17 protein-coding genes are annotated in these 19,929 nt (G+C 72.8%); 8 read left to right on the forward strand and 9 right to left on the reverse strand.

The features are described 5' to 3' along the window. The first annotated feature begins 2 nt into the window (after positions 1-2). The gene (locus AFM16_RS37275; protein ID WP_078636655.1) at positions 3-2,369 is read left to right on the forward strand and encodes a beta-xylosidase/alpha-l-arabinosidase; all 2,367 of its coding nucleotides are present in this window, start codon (positions 3-5) and stop codon (positions 2,367-2,369) included. 27 nt (positions 2,370-2,396) lie between these two features. Here AFM16_RS37275 and AFM16_RS37280 read toward each other — a convergent pair whose 3' ends face one another. Next, entirely contained in the window at positions 2,397-4,472 is a 2,076-nt protein-coding gene (locus AFM16_RS37280; RefSeq protein WP_245177912.1) for a SpoIIE family protein phosphatase, read from the reverse strand. 396 nt (positions 4,473-4,868) lie between these two features. Between AFM16_RS37280 and AFM16_RS37285 the strand changes: the two genes are divergently transcribed. After that, the gene (locus tag AFM16_RS37285; protein WP_078636656.1) at positions 4,869-5,279 is read left to right on the forward strand and encodes an aggregation-promoting factor C-terminal-like domain-containing protein; all 411 of its coding nucleotides are present in this window, start codon (positions 4,869-4,871) and stop codon (positions 5,277-5,279) included. A gap of 9 nt (positions 5,280-5,288) precedes the next feature. Here AFM16_RS37285 and AFM16_RS37290 read toward each other — a convergent pair whose 3' ends face one another. From AFM16_RS37290 to cpt, 4 genes are all read right to left on the reverse strand, one after another. Then, positions 5,289-6,545 carry an arginine deiminase gene (locus AFM16_RS37290; RefSeq protein ID WP_030793528.1) on the reverse strand — a complete coding sequence of 419 codons (1,257 nt, stop codon included), beginning with the start codon at positions 6,543-6,545 and terminating at the stop codon, positions 5,289-5,291. A gap of 19 nt (positions 6,546-6,564) precedes the next feature. Continuing rightward, positions 6,565-8,022, reverse strand: coding sequence for a basic amino acid/polyamine antiporter (locus AFM16_RS37295; RefSeq protein WP_078636657.1), 1,458 nt, complete (start codon positions 8,020-8,022; stop codon positions 6,565-6,567). 5 nt (positions 8,023-8,027) lie between these two features. Continuing rightward, complete coding sequence (locus AFM16_RS37300; RefSeq protein WP_218670756.1) at positions 8,028-8,444, reverse strand: hypothetical protein; 417 nt, start codon at positions 8,442-8,444, stop codon at positions 8,028-8,030. Positions 8,445-8,586: 142 nt separating this feature from the next. After that, positions 8,587-9,120, reverse strand: a complete 534-nt coding sequence (gene cpt, locus AFM16_RS37305) for a chloramphenicol phosphotransferase CPT (protein WP_078636658.1) — start codon at positions 9,118-9,120, stop codon at positions 8,587-8,589. A gap of 363 nt (positions 9,121-9,483) precedes the next feature. On the opposite strand from cpt, the gene AFM16_RS37310 reads away from it, so the two are divergent. Next, positions 9,484-10,758 carry a metal-dependent hydrolase family protein gene (locus tag AFM16_RS37310; protein ID WP_078636659.1) on the forward strand — a complete coding sequence of 425 codons (1,275 nt, stop codon included), beginning with the start codon at positions 9,484-9,486 and terminating at the stop codon, positions 10,756-10,758. Between the two features lie 39 nt (positions 10,759-10,797). On the opposite strand, the gene AFM16_RS37315 is transcribed toward AFM16_RS37310, so the two are convergent. Continuing rightward, a complete protein-coding gene (locus tag AFM16_RS37315; protein ID WP_179123355.1) occupies positions 10,798-11,583 on the reverse strand; it encodes a polysaccharide deacetylase family protein in 786 nt (261 codons plus the stop codon). 164 nt (positions 11,584-11,747) lie between these two features. Here AFM16_RS37315 and AFM16_RS37320 point away from each other — a divergent pair, with 164 nt between their 5' ends. Beyond that, on the forward strand, positions 11,748-12,737 hold the full coding sequence (locus tag AFM16_RS37320) for an NAD-dependent epimerase/dehydratase family protein (protein ID WP_078636660.1): 990 nt from the start codon (positions 11,748-11,750) through the stop codon (positions 12,735-12,737). Between the two features lie 28 nt (positions 12,738-12,765). On the opposite strand, the gene AFM16_RS37325 is transcribed toward AFM16_RS37320, so the two are convergent. Next, positions 12,766-13,875 (reverse strand): sensor histidine kinase, encoded by a 1,110-nt coding sequence (locus AFM16_RS37325; RefSeq protein WP_078637242.1) that lies wholly within the window; start codon positions 13,873-13,875, stop codon positions 12,766-12,768. 2 nt (positions 13,876-13,877) lie between these two features. Next, positions 13,878-14,606 carry a response regulator transcription factor gene (locus AFM16_RS37330; protein ID WP_078636661.1) on the reverse strand — a complete coding sequence of 243 codons (729 nt, stop codon included), beginning with the start codon at positions 14,604-14,606 and terminating at the stop codon, positions 13,878-13,880. A 122-nt stretch (positions 14,607-14,728) separates the two neighbouring features. On the opposite strand from AFM16_RS37330, the gene AFM16_RS37335 reads away from it, so the two are divergent. The 3 genes from AFM16_RS37335 to AFM16_RS37345 are packed head-to-tail and all read left to right on the forward strand — an operon-like array spanning position 14,729 to position 16,844. Then, positions 14,729-15,430, forward strand: a complete 702-nt coding sequence (locus tag AFM16_RS37335; protein WP_078636662.1) for a glycosyltransferase family 2 protein — start codon at positions 14,729-14,731, stop codon at positions 15,428-15,430. Next, the gene (locus AFM16_RS37340; protein ID WP_078636663.1) at positions 15,427-16,044 is read left to right on the forward strand and encodes a TIGR04282 family arsenosugar biosynthesis glycosyltransferase; all 618 of its coding nucleotides are present in this window, start codon (positions 15,427-15,429) and stop codon (positions 16,042-16,044) included. The genes AFM16_RS37335 and AFM16_RS37340 overlap by 4 nt, the downstream gene beginning before the upstream one ends. Positions 16,045-16,085: 41 nt before the next feature. After that, positions 16,086-16,844 carry a class I SAM-dependent methyltransferase gene (locus AFM16_RS37345; RefSeq protein ID WP_078637243.1) on the forward strand — a complete coding sequence of 253 codons (759 nt, stop codon included), beginning with the start codon at positions 16,086-16,088 and terminating at the stop codon, positions 16,842-16,844. Between the two features lie 313 nt (positions 16,845-17,157). Here AFM16_RS37345 and AFM16_RS37355 read toward each other — a convergent pair whose 3' ends face one another. After that, on the reverse strand, positions 17,158-18,411 hold the full coding sequence (locus tag AFM16_RS37355; RefSeq protein ID WP_078636664.1) for a molybdopterin-dependent oxidoreductase: 1,254 nt from the start codon (positions 18,409-18,411) through the stop codon (positions 17,158-17,160). A 113-nt stretch (positions 18,412-18,524) separates the two neighbouring features. Here AFM16_RS37355 and AFM16_RS37360 point away from each other — a divergent pair, with 113 nt between their 5' ends. Then, positions 18,525-19,868, forward strand: coding sequence for a hypothetical protein (locus AFM16_RS37360; RefSeq protein WP_078636665.1), 1,344 nt, complete (start codon positions 18,525-18,527; stop codon positions 19,866-19,868). Positions 19,869-19,929: the final 61 nt, after the last annotated feature.

A 19,929-nucleotide genomic window follows, 5' to 3' on the forward strand; every position in this document is an offset into this window, starting at 1 on the left:
ACGTGGCCGTAGAGACCACCCCCGCCACCCCCGCCACCCCCGTGTGGAACGACCCCACCCGCCCCGCCACGACCAGAGTCGCGGCCCTGATGGACGCCATGACCCTGGAGGAGAAGATCGCCCAGCTCTACGGAGTCTGGGTCGGAGCCTCCGACCAGGGCGGCGAAGTGGCCCCCCACCAGCACGACATGGAAGAGGCGGTCGACCTCGACGCGCTGCTGCCGGCCGGACTCGGCCAGCTCACCCGGCCCTTCGGCACCGTGCCCGTCGACCCCGCGCTCGGAGCCCTGTCCCTGCAGCGCACCCAGGCGCGCATCGTCGCGGCCAACCGCTTCGGCATCCCCGCACTCGCCCACGAGGAATGTCTCGCCGGTTTCGCCGCCTGGGGTGCCACCGCCTACCCCGTCCCGCTGTCCTGGGGCGCCACCTTCGACCCCGGGACCGTGCGCCGGATGGCCGCCGCCATCGGCCGTGACCTGCGGTCCGTCGGTGTCCACCAGGGCCTCGCACCGGTCCTCGACGTGGTGCGCGACGCCCGCTGGGGACGCGTGGAGGAGACGATCGGCGAGGACCCCTACCTCGTCGGCACCATCGGCACGGCGTATGTGCAGGGCCTGGAATCGGCGGGAGTCGTCGCCACCCTGAAGCACTTCGTCGGCTACTCCGCCTCCCGGGCGGGCCGCAACCTCGCCCCGGCGGCGGTCGGACACCGTGAGCGCGCCGACGTCCTGCTCCCCCCGTTCGAGATGGCCGTGCGCGAGGGCGGCGCCCGCTCCGTGATGCACGCCTACAACGACACCGACGGCATACCCGCCGCCGCCGACCGGCGACTGCTGACCGGACTGCTCCGCGACACCTGGGGTTTCGACGGCACCGTCGTCGCCGACTACTTCGGCATCGCCTTCCTCAGGACCCTGCACGGCGTCGCCGCCGACTGGGCCGACGCCGCAGGCACCGCCCTCACGGCGGGCGTCGACATCGAACTGCCCACCGTGAAGACCTTCGGCGAACCCCTGGTCGAGGCGGTCAAGGACGGCCGTGTCCCGGAGTCGCTCATCGACGTCGCCCTGAGCCGGGTCCTGCTCCAGAAGGCCCAGCTCGGCATGCTCGACCCCGACTGGAGCCCGGTGCCGGCCGCGCTGCGCGGCGCCGACACCGACCACCCGGACACGCTGCGCGGCACGGTCGACCTGGACTCGCCCGCCAACCGCGAACTGGCCCGCGAGATCGCCGACAAGGCGGTGGTCCTGCTCAGCAACAACGGTGTACTGCCGCTCGCCGAGCCCCGCCGGATCGCGCTCATCGGGCCCAACGCGACCGAGGCCACGGCCGTACTCGGCTGCTACTCCTTCCCCATGCACGTCGGCGTCCAGCACCCGGACACCCCCGTCGGCATCGACCTGCCCACCCTGTACGACAGCCTCGCGGCCGAGTTCCCCGACGCGGACATCCAGGTCGTCCGCGGCACCGGCGTCGACGACGGAGACCTCTCCGGCATGGAAGAGGCGGTCGCCGCGGCCCGCGGGGCGGACCTCGTCGTCGCCGCCCTCGGCGACCGTGCGGGACTGTTCGGCCGGGGCACCAGCGGCGAGGGCTGCGACGCGGAGTCGCTCACCCTGCCCGGTGCGCAGCAGCACCTGCTCGACCTCCTGCTCGACACCGGCCGTCCCGTCGTCACCGTCCTGCTCGCCGGCCGGCCGTACGCCCTCGGCCGCGCGGTGGACGAGTCGGCGGCGATCGTGCAGTCCTTCTTCCCGGGGGCCGAGGGCACCCGGGCGATCTGCGGCGTGCTCAGCGGCCGTACCAACCCGTCCGGGCGCCTGCCGGTCAGCGTGCCGCGCCGTCCCGGAGCCCAGCCGACCACCTACCTCGGCGCCCGGCTGGCCCAGGTCAGCGATGTCTCCAACATCGACCCGACCCCGGCGTTCGGCTTCGGCCACGGGCTGAGCTACACGACGTTCGCCTGGAGCGACCTCACCGTGGAGACGGGGCGGGCCTCGACGGAAGGCGAGTTCACTCTCACCTTCACGGTCCGCAACACGGGCGTACGCCCCGGCACCGAGGTGGTCCAGCTCTATCTGCACGACCCGGTGGCCTCCGTCGTCCAGCCGGTGCAACGCCTCGTCGGCTACGACCGCGTGCCGCTGAACCCGGGCGAGGCCCGCCGCCTGCGGGTCACGGTCCCCGCGGACGTCGCCTCCTTCACCGGCCACGACGGTCACCGCATTGTCGAACCGGGCGACCTGGAGCTGAGACTGTCGGCCTCGACCACGGATGTCCGCCTGACGACGACGGTCACCCTCACGGGCCCGGTCCGCACCCTCGACGAGACCCGCCGCTTCCACGCGACGTTCACCCAGGACGGGTGACCGTCCCCGACCCCATGGGAACGACCCTCAGGTTCCCCTGAATCCGATGATCGCGACGTCGTCGCTCTGGTTCTCGAGGCGGCTGAGGAGATCGTCGATGACGGCGGCGAGCGGCAGGGCGCGGAGGGAGGCCCTGTCCGTGTGGCGGGCGAGCCGGTCGAGGCCGTCGGCGATGTCCTCGCCGGGGACCTCCACCAGGCCGTCGGTGTAGAGCAACAGCGTGTCACCCGGGGCTAGTTCGAGGCTCCAGTCCGTCCGCGTCAGGCCCGGCGCCACGCACAGCGGCGGGTCCGCCCCACCGGGGGTGGACAGGTACCGGGCCGGCGCGGAAGCGGGAATCAGCAGGGGAGGCGGATGGCCGGCGTTGGACAGCACCGCGTTCCAGTGTCCGGACGGCTTCCGGCGGAGCACCACGTGGACGGCGGTGACGAGCGGCGCGATTTCCAGCCCCTGGGCCACGGTGTCGAGCCGGCTGAGGCTCTCGCTCGGGCGTTGCCGTGCGGCGCGGTCGAAGATGATGCCGCGGAGCATGCCGTGGAGCTGGCTCATGGCGGTGGCGGCCACCAGGTCGTGACCGGCGATGTCCCCGATGGTGAGGGCGAGGGCCCCGTCGGACAGGCCGAGCGCGTCGTACCAGTCGCCGCCGATCTCCGCGGTCGAGCTCGCCGGCCGGTAGGAGGCGGCGACCTCGCCCCCGGTGACCGTGGGCGGCGGGATCAGCAGGGAGCGCTGGAGCGCCAGCGCGGTGGCGCGTACGGACTGGTGCTCGATGGTGCGGCGCAGCGGACCGCCCATGCGTTCCAGCACCTCTTCCAGCAGAGCGATGTCGGCGCTGCTGGGCGGCGGGTTCCCGCGGCAGGTCGCGGCGGAGGCGAGCGCGACCGGTTCGCCGTCGACGACGACGGGGATCAGCGCAAGACTCGTCGCCCCGGCCCGCTCCAGCCACGTCCCGGACAGGCCGGAGACGAGATCGCCCGGGGGACGCCCCTCCGGAAACGTGAGCAGCCTGGTGCGCCCCTCGTCGAGGGCCTGCCGCGCCAGCGGCCCCAGCTCGAATCCGTCGGGAAGGGGCGGGGGCGACGGCACCCCGGGGGCGGTGACCGATGTCCGCCCGCCGGCGGTGGTGTAGCGGCCGGCGTGCCGCGAGGGGAACGCGGAGTCGCCGGGCGGGCGCAACAGGAAGACCGCCAGAGCGTCGAAGAGGTCGGGAACGACCGCGGCCGACGTGACGGAGAACGCCTCGGACAGATCGCGGGCCGTCGGCGCCTGGGCCATGCGCGCCAGGAGGCGGTCCCGCGTGCGCACACGCCATTCCTCCTCGGCGTCCCGGGTGGTGCCGACCCACTCCAGGACGGTGCCGCCGTCCAGCACGGGCGCCGCGGAGATGCGTACGTGCCGGTAGACGTCCGGAGAGTCCGCCTCCCGCACCCGGACGACGATGGTGAAAGGGCTGCCGCCGTTCTTCGCCGTCCGCATCTCGCCGTCCAGCCGCGCCCGGTCCTTGGGGTGGACGAACTCGATCCACGCCTGTCGGCTCTCGTGCTGCCACAGCCGCCCGCCGGAGTCGTCGGGGGTGAACGACAGGAGGCTGAGCTCGCCGTCGAGGTCCTGTTTCCACACGACCTGGTGGGATGCGGCGAGCAGCGTCTCGAAGCGCCGCAGCGCGCGGGCCCGGTCCTCGTCCACCGGGGACGGCGCGGGAAGCTCCGGGGCTGTGGAGGAGTCCGGCAGCGGGGTGGCGAGGACCAGCACCGCGGGCCCGTGTCCGGTCGCCACGGGGGTGCAGGTCACGACACAGCCACGCGAGGTCCGGTTCCCGGGCGCCGCTGGTCCCGTGGCGGTCAGAGACAGGTCCGCCCGACTCGGCTCTCCGAGGTGCCCTGCGCGGTCCAGAGCCCGGATCAGCGGCGCGTACCGGGAGCCGGGGAGGGCGTCGGCGGCCTCGGCACCGATCTCCCAGCCGCCGAACAGATCCCGGAAGGCGTCGTTGCGCTCTGCCAGCCGGTGCCGGCGCCCGGTGGTCAGCGCGGCACCCGTCAGGGCGTCGCCGATCGCCCTGAGATCCAGCTCATGTCCGTCCGGACGTCCGTCACTGTGCCCCACCCAGCGATCCTTGCCCGGAGTGGTGGCCCTCCGCCAGCCGGACCGCCTCGGGACTACCTCACCCGGACGAACCGCACGCCTCGGCGGACAGGGGCTCGCTCGGTGAAGCACCCCACATGACCCACATCACCTACGACCCGACTTAGTGGGGCATAACGGATGTCATGGGCATGCCATAACGGCCTCTGACCTGCGCATTGAGAGCCAGCTCACACGGGCGGTCGGGTCGGCGAATACGACCACAACTAGCAAAAGGGGTCATTGCGGACGCCTGTCCGGGGTGCTTATCTGGACGACGTCGCACGGCGCCGACAAGCCCCCCGGGCCTCGGCGCCGACGCATGCAGCCTGACGTACATGCGAGCGATGGCAACGTCCCCGAAGAAAAAGGTTCTCTGTGTCCGTCTCCGTCATCCGTCGCATCGCCAGCCCGAAGAAGGCCGTCACCGCCGTCGCCCTGGTCGCCGCCTCCGCCGGCATCGCCATGACCGCGGCCCCCGCCCACGCGGCGACCTCGTCGGCCTCGGCCCAGGCGATCGCGCACAAGATGATCCCGGACGCCGCGCAGTACAAGGCCTTCTCCAACATCGTCAGCCACGAGAGCGGCTGGAACGTCAAGGCCACCAACTCCTCCTCCGGCGCCTACGGCCTGGTCCAGGCCCTGCCCGCCTCGAAGATGGCCTCTGCCGGCTCCGACTGGAAGACCAACCCCGCCACCCAGATCAAGTGGGGCCTCGACTACATGAACTCCCGCTACGGCAGCCCCGTCGCCGCCTGGAACTTCTGGCAGACCCACGGCTGGTACTGAGCCGCGAAGTCAGAAGGTGATGGGGTCGCGCACGATGGGGCAGGTCATACAGTGACCGCCACCGCGTCCCCGACCGAGCTCGGCGCCCACGATGGTGATGACCTCGACGCCCGCCTCGCGCAGCAGCGCGTTGGTCTGGGTGTTGCGGTCGTAGGTGAAGACGACGCCGGGTTCGAGGGCGACGGCGTTGTTGCCGCTGTCCCACTGCTGGCGCTCGGACGCGTAGACGTCGCCGCCGGTCTCGATGACCCGGAGGCCGGGCAGGCCGAGCGCCTTCGCCACGACGTCGACGAACGGCGTACCGCCCTCGTCGGTGATGTGCAGCCCCGGGGCCTTGTCGCCCGGCCGCAGCGTGAACGTGTGCACCGAGTCCATGATCCTCGGGTAGAGGGTGACGATGTCGCGGTCGGCGAAGGTGAACACGGTGTCGAGGTGCATCGCGGACCGCAGCCTCGGCAGGCCGGCGACGATGACGCGTTCGGCGGCGCCTTTCGCGAAGAGCGCGCTCGCGACCTGGGTGATGGCCTGGCGTGAGGTGCGCTCGCTCATGCCCATCAGGACCACGCCGCGCCCGACGGGCATGATGTCGCCGCCCTCGAACGTCGCCTGTCCCCAGTCCTGTTCGGGGTCGCCCCACCACACGGCCGAGCCGGCGAAGTCCGGGTGGAAGGTGTAGATCGCCTTCATCAGCAGCGTCTCGTCGTGCCGTGCGGGCCAGTACAGGGGGTTCAGCGTGAGTCCGCCGTACAGCCAGCAGGTGGTGTCGCGGGTGTAGAGCGTGTTGGGCAGCGGCGGCATCAAGTACTCGCGCACACCTGTCGATTCGCGCGCCAGGCCGACGTAGTCCGAGCGGTAGTCGTCGGGGAGGTCGGCCGTGGCCAGGCCGCCGATGAGGAACTCGGCGAGCTGCCGCGCGTCCAGGGACTCCAGGAAGGCGCGGGTGTCGTCGACCAGGCCCAGGCCGACCTGATTCGCGACGATCTTGCGTTCCAGGAGCCAGGACTTCGCGTCGGGGATCTCCATGGTCCGCGCGAGCAGGTCGTGCAGCTCGACGACCTCGACGCCCCGCTGCCGCAGCTTGTCGACGAAGTCGGCGTGGTCGCGCTGGGCGTTCTCCACCCACATGACGTCGTCGAAGAGCAGGTCGTCGGAGTTGGTCGGGGTGAGCCTGCGATGCGCCAGTCCCGGCGCGCAGACCAGGACCTTGCGCAGCCGGCCCACCTCGGAATGGACGCCGTACGAAGCGGAAACGGGGGTGTCGGTCACGGGGGCCCTCCCAGGGGAGTCAGAGGCTGATCCAGCCGACGGCCAGGGCGACGACGCCGATCACGGCGCCGACGACGGAGACGGCGAGGATGATCAGTTCGCGCGGGGAGAACGGACGGCGCCCTTGCTCCCGCCGCGCCATCACGAACAGGACCGTGGCCGGGGCGTAGAAGATGAACGAGACCAGCACGAACTTCAGGCCCGCCGCGTACAGCAGGAAGGCCGTGTACACGGTGGCGAGCACCGCGACGACGAGATCGCCGGAGAACCCCGTGCCGCCGCCGACGGTCCTGCCGTCCGGCCGTACCGCGATCTTCAGGGCGAAGGCGGCGGCCAGCAGGAACGGGATCAGCGTGAGCGCACTCGTCAGGTCGAGGGCGAAGTTGAACGCGTTGTCCGAGAACATCGTGATGACCAGGACGACCTGGGAGAGGACCGTGGTCATCAGCAGCGCGGGTACGGGCACGTCCTCTGCGGTGGAGCGGCTCAGGAAGCGCGGCATGTCCTCGTCCTTCGCGGCGACGAACAGCACTTCGGCGGCCATCAGGGTCCACGCCAGATAGGCGCCGAGCACGGAGACGATCAGCCCGACGCTGACGAAGACCTTGCCCCATGTCCCGACGGCCTCCTCCAGGACCCCCGCCATCGACGGCTGGCGCAGTTCGGCGATCTCGGCCATCGGCAGGATGCCGTAGGACACGATCGTGACCGACGCGAAGACGCAGAAGACGCTGACGAAGCCCAGGATCGTCGCGCGCCCCACGTCGGAGCGCTTCTTGGCGTGCCGGGAGTAGACGCTCGCCCCCTCGACCCCGAGGAAGACGAAGACGGTGGCCAGCATGGTGCCGCGCACCTGGTCGAACAGGGAGCCCGCGTAGTCGGCGCCGCCCCAGTTGTCCGCGAACACCTGGGGGTCGAGGCAGAACAGGGCCAGCAGCACGAAGACCAGGATCGGTACGACCTTGGCCACGGTGACGATCTGGTTGATGGCCGCGGCTTCCTTGACGCCACGCCGGATGAGCAGGAAGAACGCCCACAGGCCGACGGAGGACAGCGCCACCGCGAGGAGCGTGTCGCCGTCACCGAGCGCCGGGGCGATCGCCCCGATGGTCGACATGATCAGCACCCAGTACGTCACATTGCCGACGCAGGCGCTGGCCCAGTACCCGAACGCGGAGAAGAAGCCCAGGTACTCGCCGAAGCCCGCCTTGGCGTAGGCGTAGACGCCCGCGTCCAGATCGGGTCTGCGCAGCGCGAGGCGCTGGAACACGAAGGCGAGCATCAGCATGCCGGTGCCCGCCACCAGCCAGGCGATCAGGGCACCGGCGACACCCGTCTCCGCGGCGAACCGCCGGGGCAGCGAGAACACGCCCGCGCCGACCATCGAGCCGACGACCATCGCGGTGAGCGTGAAGAGCGTCAGCTTGGCAGCGGGCGGGGACACCGAGGCGCCGGCGTCCGGGGAGGTCTTCTCCATGCCGTTCAGGCCAGGCGGCAGGGGACCGTGAGGTCCTCCGTCAGGTGGTAGGCGGCGCAGACCCGGTGGTAGCCGTCGGCGATGATCAGTCCTTCGGGGCGGCGGACGAGCAGCACGGGGGAGAGTTTCTTGCCGCGCATGACCTTCTCGATGTTCTTCCTGACGTGCAGGTTGTCGGCGGGCAGCAGATCGACGCCCGAAGCCCGCATGATGTCCTTCGCCTTCCTGAGGCGGGTCTTCTCGTCCCGGAGGCGACGCACCGTCTCCCGCACCGGCTTCTTTCCGTAGAGCAGCGACAGGTAGTCGGCGGCCGCCGGGAAGTCGTGCTCCTCCGGTTCGTTCATCCAGATGCTGTCCCACTGGGTCCGCTTCGTGAACAGCGGGCCCTTCGCGCTGGTCTTCGCCTTCTTCTTCCCGGCCACGGTGTCAGCCTTCCGACGGGGTGGGGGATATCGGTGCCGATCATGCTGTCCTTCACCGTGGCACAGGGGCGGGGTTCGTGCGACGCGGGCGGCCGCTGGCCCGGCGCGCTCGGCGCTCGGCGGCCGAGAGCCCGGGCAGCGATCACTCGACCCGCGCGGCGATGGCCCGTGCGCAGTCGAGCGCCTCCGTGCGGGTGGTGTCCACCTGCACGTCGTAGACCACGCCCTGGTGGACCACTTCCGCCTGGGCGACGGCCATCCCGACGGTCCGGTCGCCCCGCGCGACCTCGCGGCCCGCGGCCACCGGCGCGTCACACCTGACGCCGACCCACAGCACCCGCAGGTCGCCCAGGGCTTCCTGCCACCGCCGCTGTGAGTACGCTCCGCCGAGAAAGACCTCGTCGACGATGACCCGGGCACCCGCACGCGCCATCGCGGCGACCCCCGCGATCCACGCCGCCTCCAGCCGCCGGAACTCGGGACCGACGACCACCTCCCCGTCCGGAGCGAACTCGATCCCGCCGTCCGCCGCCCGCATGGACGCGGGCATCGCCTCGACCAGCGTGTCCGTCCCGAGCGCCAGCCACGGATCCGGGAGCACGGCCTGAAGACACCGGACGATCCCCGATTTCCCTGAGCTGGAACCTCCGTTGAGAATGATCACCCGAGTCATCATCACGCCACAGTAGAAGCGCCGGATCCGCGTTCGAAACGAATTTCCGAGCGCGACCACGCCCCCACGCCGTCGGATGGAGAAGATGTGATGTCCGACCTGGACTTCTACGCCCATGTGTCCGCCGTTGTCGGGTGCCCGAGTCCGGCGTGCGGATCTTCGTCCGCGGGGACGAGGGCGCCCAGGGGGCGGCGGGTGAGGTCTGGAGTCTGAGTGTGTCGCCCTCGTGGTGGCGCGAGGGCGGCTGACCGAACCCGTGGGGTGGGCCGCGTCGCCGTACGTGTGGGCGGTCACGGGTGCGCCGGGGCGAAACCCAATGGCCCAGGCCACCCTGCGCGCAGCGTGGGCGCGGGATAGAAACGGGGCATGGACCAGTCATCGGCACAGCCTCCTGTTCTCATCAGGAACGTGCGGGTCTTCGACGGTGTGAGTGACCGGCTCAGTGATGTACGGGCGGTGTATCTCGAGGACGGCCTGATCGCCGAGGAGCCGGAGCGGCTCGACCCCGGGGCGGTCGTGGTGGACGGCGGAGGCCGGGTGCTCATGCCCGGCCTCACCGACGCGCACGTGCACCTGTTCGCCGCCGGGGCCACCATGCCGGAGATGCTGTTCGCACCCACCGGTGTCCTGTACTACAAGGCCCTGGCCGAGGCGCAGCAGATGCTGATGCGTGGCTTCACGACCGTGCGGGACATGGGCGGGGACACCACCTGTCTGCGGCAGGTGTTCGACGCCGGGCTGTTCCCCGGGCCGCGCATCTACCCCAGCCAGGCCGCGATCTCACAGACGAGCGGACACGGGGACTTCTCCGACGTCCACCAGGCCGCCACCCTCTTCGGCGGAGTTCCGTCGCGTGCGGAGACGCTGTCGTTCATGCGCGTCGTCGACGGTCCGGAGCGGATCTTGACGGCCGTGCGCGAGCAGCTCAAACACGGCGCGACCCAGATCAAGCTCATGGCCGGCGGCGGAGTCACTTCGGCCTACGATCCGCTGGACACCCTCCAGTTCACGCAGGAGGAACTGCACGCCGCGGTCCGGGCGGCGGCCGACTGGGGCACGTACGTGTCCGTGCACGTCTTCACGTCCGACGGTGTCCGCCGAGCCGTGGACGCGGGCGTGAAGTCGATCGAACACGGCCAGCTCGCGGACGAGGAGACCATCGCGCACCTGGCCCGCAAGGGCGTGTGGCTGAGCACCCAGCCGCTGCTGGAGAGCGATCACACCTTCGACTCGGCGGACTCCACGGCGAAGAACCGCCTCGTGTGCGACGGGGTGCCCCGCACGCTCGGCTGGGCCCGTGCCCACGGCGTGAAACTCGCGTTCGGCACCGACTTCCTGCTCGACCCCGCATCCGCCCCCAAGCAGGGCGAGACGCTCACCCGCCTCGCGACACAGTTCGGGTTCAGCCCTGTCGAGACCCTGAGGATCGCGACGTCCGGCAACGCCGAACTGTTCCGCCTCTGCGGAGAACGCGACCCGTACCGCCGGGCACCCCTCGGCGTGATCCGCCCCGGCGCCTGGGCCGACCTCCTGGTCGTCGACGGCGACCCGACCAGCGACATCACCCTGCTCGCCGACCCGGAGGCCAACCTCTCCCTCATCGTCAAGGGTGGCCGGATCCACAAGAACCGCCTCGGCTGACGCGGGCCGGAACCGACGACAACGACTGTGTCGTCGCGGTCACTTGTAGATCGTGCCGGGCTCGGCCTCGCCCGGAGCGAGCAGTTGGGAGACCGTCACGAAGGTGTAGCCCTGTTCGTCGAGTGCCTTGAGGATGGCGGGCATGGCCGGCACGGTGCCCTTGTGCAGCGGGTGGAGCAGGACGATCCCGTCGCGGCCGGCGCCCGCGAGCACGCGCTCGGTGATCAGCGCGCTGTCGTCCGTCTCGTAGTCCTTCGCGGTCACCGTCCACAGCACCTGAGCCATCCCCAGTTCTGCCGAGATCCTGGAGACGCGGTCGTCGGTACGGCCCTGGGGCGGGCGCATCAGCGTCGGCTCGCTGCCGGTGATGCCGGCGATGGCCCGTGCCGTGCGGCGCAGCTCGTCGCGGATCCGCGCATCGGAGACGTCGGTCAGCACGGCGTGCGTCCAGGTGTGGTCGCCGATCTCGTGGCCTTCCTCGGCGATCCGCCGCACCACGTCCGGGAACTCGTGGATGCGCCGGCCCTCCAGGAAGAACGTCGACGGCGCCTTGTACTCCTTCAGCAGGTCCATCAGCCGGTCGGTGGGTTCGCCGGGGTTGCCGTCGAAGGTGAGCGCGATGCACTTGGCCTTCCGGCAGTCCACCCGCCCCGACGGTATCTCCGCTCCGGGCGCGGCCCGGTCACGTTCCGCGCGCGGGGAGCGCGTATCCATGGTGTTCGCCCGGATGACCATGCCGACGGTCACCGTCACGGCCACCACCACGGCCAGGGTCAGGAGGATGAGCAGGCGGGTCCGCCTCTTAAGGATCTTCAGGATCTTCATCCCAAGGAGAAGAATCCAGGCCCGGACGGGTTGCCCCGCGGCCGCGATAGTGAGGCAGGACACGTGTGTACTGCACCGAAGGGTCGCGCTCCGGGGTCTTACCGAGTGATGACGTCACCCGCGGGTCGCGGGACCGTTGGTCGCCGCGGATCTAGCGTGGCCGTATGCGTGTACTGGTCACCGGCGGTGCCGGGTTCATCGGGTCCCATGTAGTCGACGCCCTGCGGGCCGGCGGTCACGAGCCGCTGGTGTACGACGTCCGGGAGGATCCCGGCGCCGATGTGCGCGACCCCGTCGCCGTGGCCCGGGCGCTGGCGGGCGTGGACGCCGTGTGTCACCAGGCGGCGATGGTCGGGCTCGGGAACGGCGTCGCCGACGCGGCGGAGTACGTCTCGCGCAACGACCTCGGCACCGCCGTACTCCTCGCCGCCATGGTCGAGGCGGGCGTGCGGCGTCTGGTGCTGGCCGGGTCGATGGTCGTGTACGGGGAGGGGCGGTACGCGTGTCCCCGGCATGGGGTCGTACGGCCCGGGCCGCGGGCCGTGGCCGATCTCGACGCGGGGCGGTTCGAGCCCACGTGTCCGCGGTGCGGGGCCGACCTCGCACCCGGCCTGGCGGGCGAGGACGCCCCGGCCGATCCACGCAACGTGTACGCCACGACCAAGCTCGCCCAGGAACACCTGGCCGCCGCCTGGGCACGCTGCACGGGCGGTTCGGCGGTGTCGCTGCGCTACCACAACGTGTACGGGCCCCGGATGCCCCGCGACACCCCGTACGCGGGCGTGGCCTCCTTCTTCCGGTCCGCGCTGGCCCGGGGCGAGGCCCCTCGGGTCTTCGAGGACGGGCGGCAGCGCCGGGACTTCGTGCATGTGCGCGACGTGGCGGCCGCCAACACGGCCGCGCTGGAGGCCGGTCCGGGCGGCGGGGCGCTGACCGTGTTCAACACCGGCAGCGGGGAGCCGCGTACCGTCGGCGAGATGGCGCGGGCGCTGGCGGCCGCGCACGGCGGACCGGAGCCCGTCGTCACCGGCGAGTACCGGCTCGGGGACGTCCGCCACATCACCGCCGACTCGTCACGGCTGCGGGCCGAACTGGGGTGGAAGCCGGCGGTCGGCTTCGAGGAGGGCATGCGGGAGTTCGCGGCGGCGGGGTGAGAGAGGACCGCCCGTCGCGGACCGGACGCTACGGCGCCGTCGGCAGCAGCACCTCGAAACGGCAGCCGCCCGGGATGTTGCGGACGGTGGCCCGCCCGCGGTGCGCCTCGACGATCCCTCGGACGATGGCGAGGCCCAGGCCCGCGCCCGCCGGCGGGGTCCGGGCGTGGGTGCCGCGCCAGCCGGTGTCGAAGACCCGGGACAGATCCTCCTCGGGGATGCCGCCGCAGCCGTCGGTCACCGACACCACCACGCCCTCCGGGGAGCGTTCGGCGGCGATGGCCACCGTGCCGTCGGCGGGCGTCCGGCGGATCGCGTTGACCAGGAGGTTGCCCAGCACCCGGCTCATCTCCTTGCCGTCGACCTCCACCGGGACCGGCTCCACCCGGTCGCCGACCAGCCGGACGCCGTACTCGCGGGCGAGCGGGTCGGCGCCCGCGAGGGCGTCGCCGACGAGGTCGTAGAGGGAGATCCGGGAGCAGGTCAGCGGGAGGGTGCCGGCGTGGATGCGGGAGAGTTCGAAGAGGTCGCCGACCATGCCGTCGAGGCGCTCGACCTCGGTGCGGATCTGCCGCAGATAGCGGTCGGGGTCGGCGGCCACGCCGTCCTCCAGCGCCTCGGACATGGCGCGCAGTCCGGCCAGCGGGGTGCGCAGGTCGTGCGAGATCCAGGCGACGAGTTCGCGCCGTGAGGTCTCCAACGCCCGTTCGCGGTCGCGGGATTCGGCGAGTCTGGCGCTGGTCGCCGCCAGTTCCCGGCTGAGCGCGTCGAGTTCGGCGGTGGCGTGGCCTGCCGGGGCGGCGAAGTCGCCGCTGTCGCCGAACGAGCGGGCTGCGACGGCGAGTTCGCGGCTGCGGGCGACGACCCTGCGGCCCAACAGCAGTGCGGTGGCCAGGGAGACGACCGCCGCCATCGCCACGACCGTGGTCACCACGGTCAGGTCGTGCGGTGAGAGGAACATCGCCCGGGCGACGGCGAGCGTGCCCGCGAGCATGGCGATCACGCCGACCGCCGCCACGACGGCGAGGGAGGCGGTGAGCGAGCGGCGGCGCAGCAGGCGCAGCGCGGCGGCGCCGGCCAGTCCGGTGGCCGCCGCCCCCGCGAAGGCGTACAGGGCGATGAGAACGGTGTCGCGCACGGTCACTCCCCGTCCGGTTCGAAGCGGTATCCGACGCCCCAGACCGTCCGGATCAGCCGGGGCCGGGCCGGGTCGTCCTCGACCTTGCCGCGCAGCCGGCGGACATGGACGGTGACGGTCGACAGGTCGCCGAAGTCCCAGCCCCAGACCTCCCGCATGAGATCCTCGCGGCCGAACGCCCGTCCCGGGTGCCGTAGGAAGAAGGAGAGGAGGTCGAACTCGCGCAGGGTGAGGGCGAGTTCGGTGCCGTCGCGGGTGACGCGCCGGGCCGCGGGGTCGACGGTCAGCCCGCCGGCGGACAGGGTCCCGGCGTCGGCGGTTGGCTCCGCCGGGTGCGGCCGGGGCCGGGCGCGGCGCAGGACCGACTCCACTCGCAGGACCAGTTCGCGCGGGCTGAACGGCTTGGTGACGTAGTCGTCGGCACCGACCTCCAGGCCGAGGACGCGGTCCTCCTCGTCGCCGCGCGCGGTGAGCATGATCACCGGGACGGGGCCGTGGCCGCGCATCCGGCGGCAGACCTCCAGTCCGTCCATGCCGGGCAGCATCAGGTCGAGGACGACCAGGTCGGGCCGGTGGGCCGCCGCCCGGGTCAGGGCCGTGGGGCCGTCGTCGGCCCGGTCGACGGTGTAGCCGGCCCGGTCCAGATAGCCGGCGACGACCTCCGCGACGGTGGGGTCGTCGTCGACGACCAGGACCCGGGCGGCCCCTGTGTTCTCGTCTCGCTGCTGCATGCCTCTACCCTCCCACCACGTCCCGGTCCGCACGGGCCGGGAGCGGGGGCGGGGCCTCGACGTCCGCGTTTCGTAAGGAGCCGAAGCCCGGTATGTCCGTTTCGCGTTCGTAGGGTGAAGCCGTGACCACCACACCATCGCCGCCGGGCGAAGTCGACGTCGTGCTCCCCTGTCTGAACGAGGCCGAGGCCCTTCCCTGGGTCCTGGCCCGGATCCCGGCCGGCTGGCGCGCCCTGGTCGTGGACAACGGTTCCACCGACGGCTCCGCGGACCTCGCCCGGAAGCTCGGCGCGACCGTGGTGCACGAGCCGCAACGCGGCTTCGGTGCCGCGTGCGACGCCGGACTGGCCGCGGCCGCCGCCGACGTCGTCTGCTTCTGCGACTGCGACGCCTCCCTCGACCCCACCCTGCTGGTGCCGTTCGTGGCCGAGATCCGGGCCGGCTCGGCCGATCTGGTGCTCGGCCGCCGGCGTCCGCGCGGCCGGGGCTCCTGGCCGGTGCACGCCAGGACCGGGAACCTCGCGCTGGCCCGGCTGCTGCGCCGCCGCACCGGCCTCGCCCTGCACGATCTCGGCCCGCTGCGCGCGGCCCGCCGCGAGCCGCTGCTCGCCCTCGGTCTCACCGACCGGCGCAGCGGCTACCCGCTCCAGATGGTGGTGCGCGCCGCCGACGCGGGCTGGCGGATCACCGAGCGGGACGTGCCCTATCTGCCGCGGGCGGGCGCCTCGAAGGTGACCGGCACCTGGCGCGGCACCTGGCAGGCGGTGCGGGACATGAGCCGGGTCCTGAAGGAGACCCCGGAGCGGGAGGGGGCGGCCCGATGACCACGCTGCTCGTCATCGCCAAGGAGCCCGTGCCGGGCCGGGTCAAGACCCGGCTCACACCGCCGTTCACCCCGGACGAGGCGGCGTCGCTCGCGGCGGCCGCCCTCGCGGACACCCTGCGGGCGGTGGCCGCCGCCCCGGCCGCCCGCCGGATCCTCGTCCTGGACGGCGCCCCCGGCCCCTGGCTCCCGCCCGGCTTCGACGTCGTACCGCAGTGCGCGGGAGGTCTCGACGAGCGGCTCGCGGACGCCTTCGCCCGGTGCGCCGGGCCCGCGCTGCTGATCGGTATGGACACCCCGCAGGTCACACCCGAGCTGCTCGGCGTCGACTTCGCCGGCTGCGACGCGTACTTCGGGCCGGCCGAGGACGGCGGCTTCTGGGCGCTCGGGCTGGCGGCACCCGACCCCGCCCTGCTGCGCGGCGTGCCCATGTCGACGCCGGTGACCGGGGCCGTCCAGCGGGAACGGCTGGCCGCCGCCGGGCTGCGGGTGCGCGAACTGCCCCGGCTGCGGGACGTCGACACGGCCGCCGACGCGCACGCCGTCGCCGCGCTCGCCCCGCACGGCCGCTTCGCCGCACGGCTGGCCCGCTGTACGGCGGGGATCGGCCGGTGAGCGCCCCGCCCGACGCCCGCACACCGGACGCGCACACCCCGCTGCCGTACGCCGACGGGTACGACGGCCCGGCCGCGGCCTGGGCGGCGGCCGATCCGTACGCCGCCGCCCTGCGCGCCGGGCGGGGCCCGCTGTTCCTGCGCCGCGCCGACGGCCGCCTGCTGCCGCTGGAGGTGGAGCGCTGGTGTGCCCGGCCCGACCCGGTCGACCTCGACGTGCTGGACCGCTGCGAGGGCGCCGTGCTGGACGTGGGCTGCGGCCCCGGCCGGCTGGTCGCCGAACTCGCCGTCCGGGGCCGGACCGTACTCGGTGTCGACGTCAGCGAGGCGGCCGTCGAGCACACCGCCCGGCTCGGCGGTCCGGCGCTGCGCCGCTCGGTTTTCGAGGCGCTGCCCGGGGAGGGCCGCTGGGACACCGTCCTGCTCATGGACGGCAACATCGGCATCGGGGGTGACCCGCGCGCCCTGCTCGCACGGACGGCGACGCTGCTCGCCCCGGGTGGGCTGCTCATCGCCGAGACCGCGCCGGCGGACGTCGACGAACGCTTCCAGGTCCGGATCAGCGACGCCCGCCGCACGAGCGGCGCCCCGTTCCCGTGGGCCCGGCTCGGCGCGCCGGCCCTGCTGCGGTACGCGCGGGGCTGGCGGCCGACCGGTCAGTGGACGGCGGGCGGCCGGTGCTTCCTTGCGCTGCGCAGCCGCAGGGCCAGCAGCAGCGCGGAGCCGCCGAAGAGGACCGCGGTGATCAGCAGCCAGCGGGCGAGGAAGCCGTCCGGGGAGAGGCCGGTGGCGGACCGGTAGCGCCGGTCCACCATGCCGCTGATCAGCGGGAACCACACGAGCAGCAGCAGTCCGGACAGGGCCGCCGGGACGCGGACGTACATCGTCCACGCCCGGCGGCCCGCCGTGTCGAGGCCGCGCACGAGCGCCCGGTCCGCCGCCGCGTACAGCGGCAGCAGGACGAGGTCGTGCAACACCGCGGCGCCCACGATCCACAGCGCGACGCCGAACCAGTCGTCGGCGAGGAGCCGTACGCCCGCGTAGGCGGCGAGTGCGAACGAGCAGGCGAGCAGCAGCAGTTGCCAGGGGCTGCCCCAGGGGATCGGGCGCGGCATCACAGGTCTCCGAAGGTCATCCGGGCCACCCACTTGGTGTTGAGCACACCGGGTGCGGCCGGCACGATGATCCGTGCCGGGTGGCCGTGGTCGGGGGACAGGTCCTCACCGTTGACGGTCAGGGCGAGCAGGGAACGAGGGTCGGCGACCTGGTTGGCGCGCAGGGCCGCGTGCCGGAAGGCGCCGCGCCGCTGGAGGGACTCCACGAACAGGTCCGGCGGGTCGTCCTCGTGGCCGACGAGCGCGGCGAGGTCGCACAGCCGCACCCCGCGCCACCACTGGTCGGACGTCGACCAGCCCTCCACGCAGGCGATGGGCAACGCCGCGCTGTGCTGCGGGAGTTCGGCGAGCTGGGCGCGGCTGAGCCGGACCGTGCCGGTGCGTCCGACGATCTCCAGCCGCCAGACGTCGGCGCTCGTCTCGGCCGGGTCGATCCCGGCGTACGCGGCGGTCTTGTTGATCTGGAAGGCGTTCGGTCCCTCGCCGGGTTCGGCTCCGCCGTGCGGGGCGAGGAGCGCCGTGCGGCGCAGGGCGTCGGAGCCCTGCCCCACCGTCGTCGCGAACAGCAGCAGCGAGCCGCCCCCGACGAACCACAGGGCGCCGCGCCGGGAGACGGTGGGGTCGGCGGGGCGGGGGGACGTGAGGTCGTCGTCCGCCTCCGGGTGCCGTTCGTCGCGCGTCTGCCGCATGTGCCGCAGATTGCGCAGGGCGAGGGGCGTCTTGAGGACGGCGTGGGCGACGAACGCGGCGAAGAACACCCAGGCGCCGTAGAAGTGCAGCGGATAGAAGGAGCCGGGGAAGACGTAGTCGAGCTGCACGTTGAGGACGCCGGTCACGAACTCGAAGAGGCCGCCGCCGACCAGCAGGAGCAGGGAGATCCGCTCCAGGGCGTGGGCGAGCGAGCGGGCCGGGGGCAGCGCGAACAGCTTCGGCACCACCGACCACAGCTTGGCCAGCAGCACGGGGATCAGGGTGATGCCCAGGGTGACGTGGACGCCCTGGGTCAGCCGGTACAGCCAGTGCGGGTGGGTCGGCCACGCGAACAGGTAGAAGCCGAGGAGTCCCTTGTCCGGTGTCTTGTCGTTCACCGGCGACAGGCCGGGGTTGTAGGCGGCGTACGAGAGCAGGCCCGTCACGAACAGCACCGTGACACCGACGAGCAGGACGACGCCGAGCAGGGAGGTGAACCAGGTGCCGCGCAGCGGGCTGCGCCAGAAGCCGGGGGAGGTGGGGAGCCGTGGATCGTCTCGCATGCGCCGACCGTAGGCCGGGACGGCCCCCGAACGGGCCGCGCGACCCATGACGAAACGCTGACGTCCGGCCCGGACGGCGGCCCGCGGCCCGCCGGTCGGCCTAGCGTGCCGGTGTGAACCGCCCCCTCTCACGTGATCTGTGCGCCGCCGCGGCCGCCGCCCTGCTCGTCGTCACGGCCGTCCTGGTCGGCCGTCACCTCCAAGACGCCTACCACACACTGTTCGTCGACTGGCCCCCGCTGCTGGCCTCCTGGGGTCCGCACGCCGGTCCCGGCACCCCGGCCGCCCTGCTGGTGGCGGCCGCGGTGGCGGCGTACGGCCCGCGGGTGGCCGCCCGGCTGCCCTGGCGCGCGCTCCTCGCGGCGGCCTTCGGTACGGCCCTGGCGTGGATCGTCTCCCTGGCCCTGGTCGACGGCTGGCAGCGGGGCATCGCCGGCCGGCTCACCACCCGTCACGAATACCTGCGCGTCGTCGACCGCTTCCACGACGTCCCCGCCGCCCTGCGCGACTTCACCGGGCACATCCTGCTCGACTCGCCCGACAACTGGCCCGCCCATGTCGCCGGCCATCCTCCCGCGGCCACCCTGACGTTCGTCCTGCTCGACCGGCTCGGGCTGCGCGGGGGCGGCTGGGCCGGGATGTGGTGCGTCGTGGCCGGTGCGACCGCCTGCGTGGCCGTGCTCGTCGCGGTCCGGGCGCTGGCGGGCGAGGAGTGGGCGCGGCGGGCGGCGCCCTTCCTGGTCCTCGCCCCGGCGGCGGTATGGCTGGGCACTTCCGCCGACGCGTACTTCGCGGCCGTCGCGGGATGGGCGGTGGCCCTGCTGGCACTGGCCGTCACCGGCCCGGCACGGAGCCGGGCGCTGGTCCAGGCGGCGGGCTCGGGCCTACTGTTCGGTCTCGCCTGCTACCTCTCCTACGGCCTCACGCTCCTCGCGCTCCTCGGCGCGGCGGTGCTGCTGCTCGGCCGGCGCGAGGTCCGCGCGCGGCCGGCGCTGCTCGGGGCTCTGCTCGCCGGACTGGCGGTCGTCCCCGCGGCGTTCACGTTCGCCGGGTTCGACTGGTGGGAGGCGTACCGGCTGCTGGTCACGCGCTACCACCAGGGCGCGGGCGGCATCCGCCCCTACGGCTACTGGGTGTGGGCCAATCTCGCGTGCACGGTGCTGATCACGGGCCTGGCGACGGCGGCGGGACTGCGGCGGACGGGGGCCGTGCTCCTCGGACGGCGGACCGCGCCGCGCGCCGAGATCCGGCTCGCCCTGCTGGTGGCCGCCGCGCTTGCCGCGCTGCTGGCCGCCGACCTGTCGGGCATGAGCAAGGCGGAGACGGAACGCATCTGGCTGCCGTTCGCCCTGTGGCTGCTGCCGTCCTGCGCCTTCCTGACCCACCCTCGCGCCTGGCTGACGGCTCAGGCGGTCCTCGCCCTCCTCCTGAACCATCTGCTGCGCACCGGGTGGTGAGCCGACGACGACGTCCACGACGATGCGCCGCCGTGCACCCAATGGGCTAGGCGTGCGCGCC

This window comes from Streptomyces antibioticus (genome assembly GCF_002019855.1).
GTDB classification, from domain to species: Bacteria; Actinomycetota; Actinomycetes; order Streptomycetales; family Streptomycetaceae; genus Streptomyces; species Streptomyces antibioticus_B.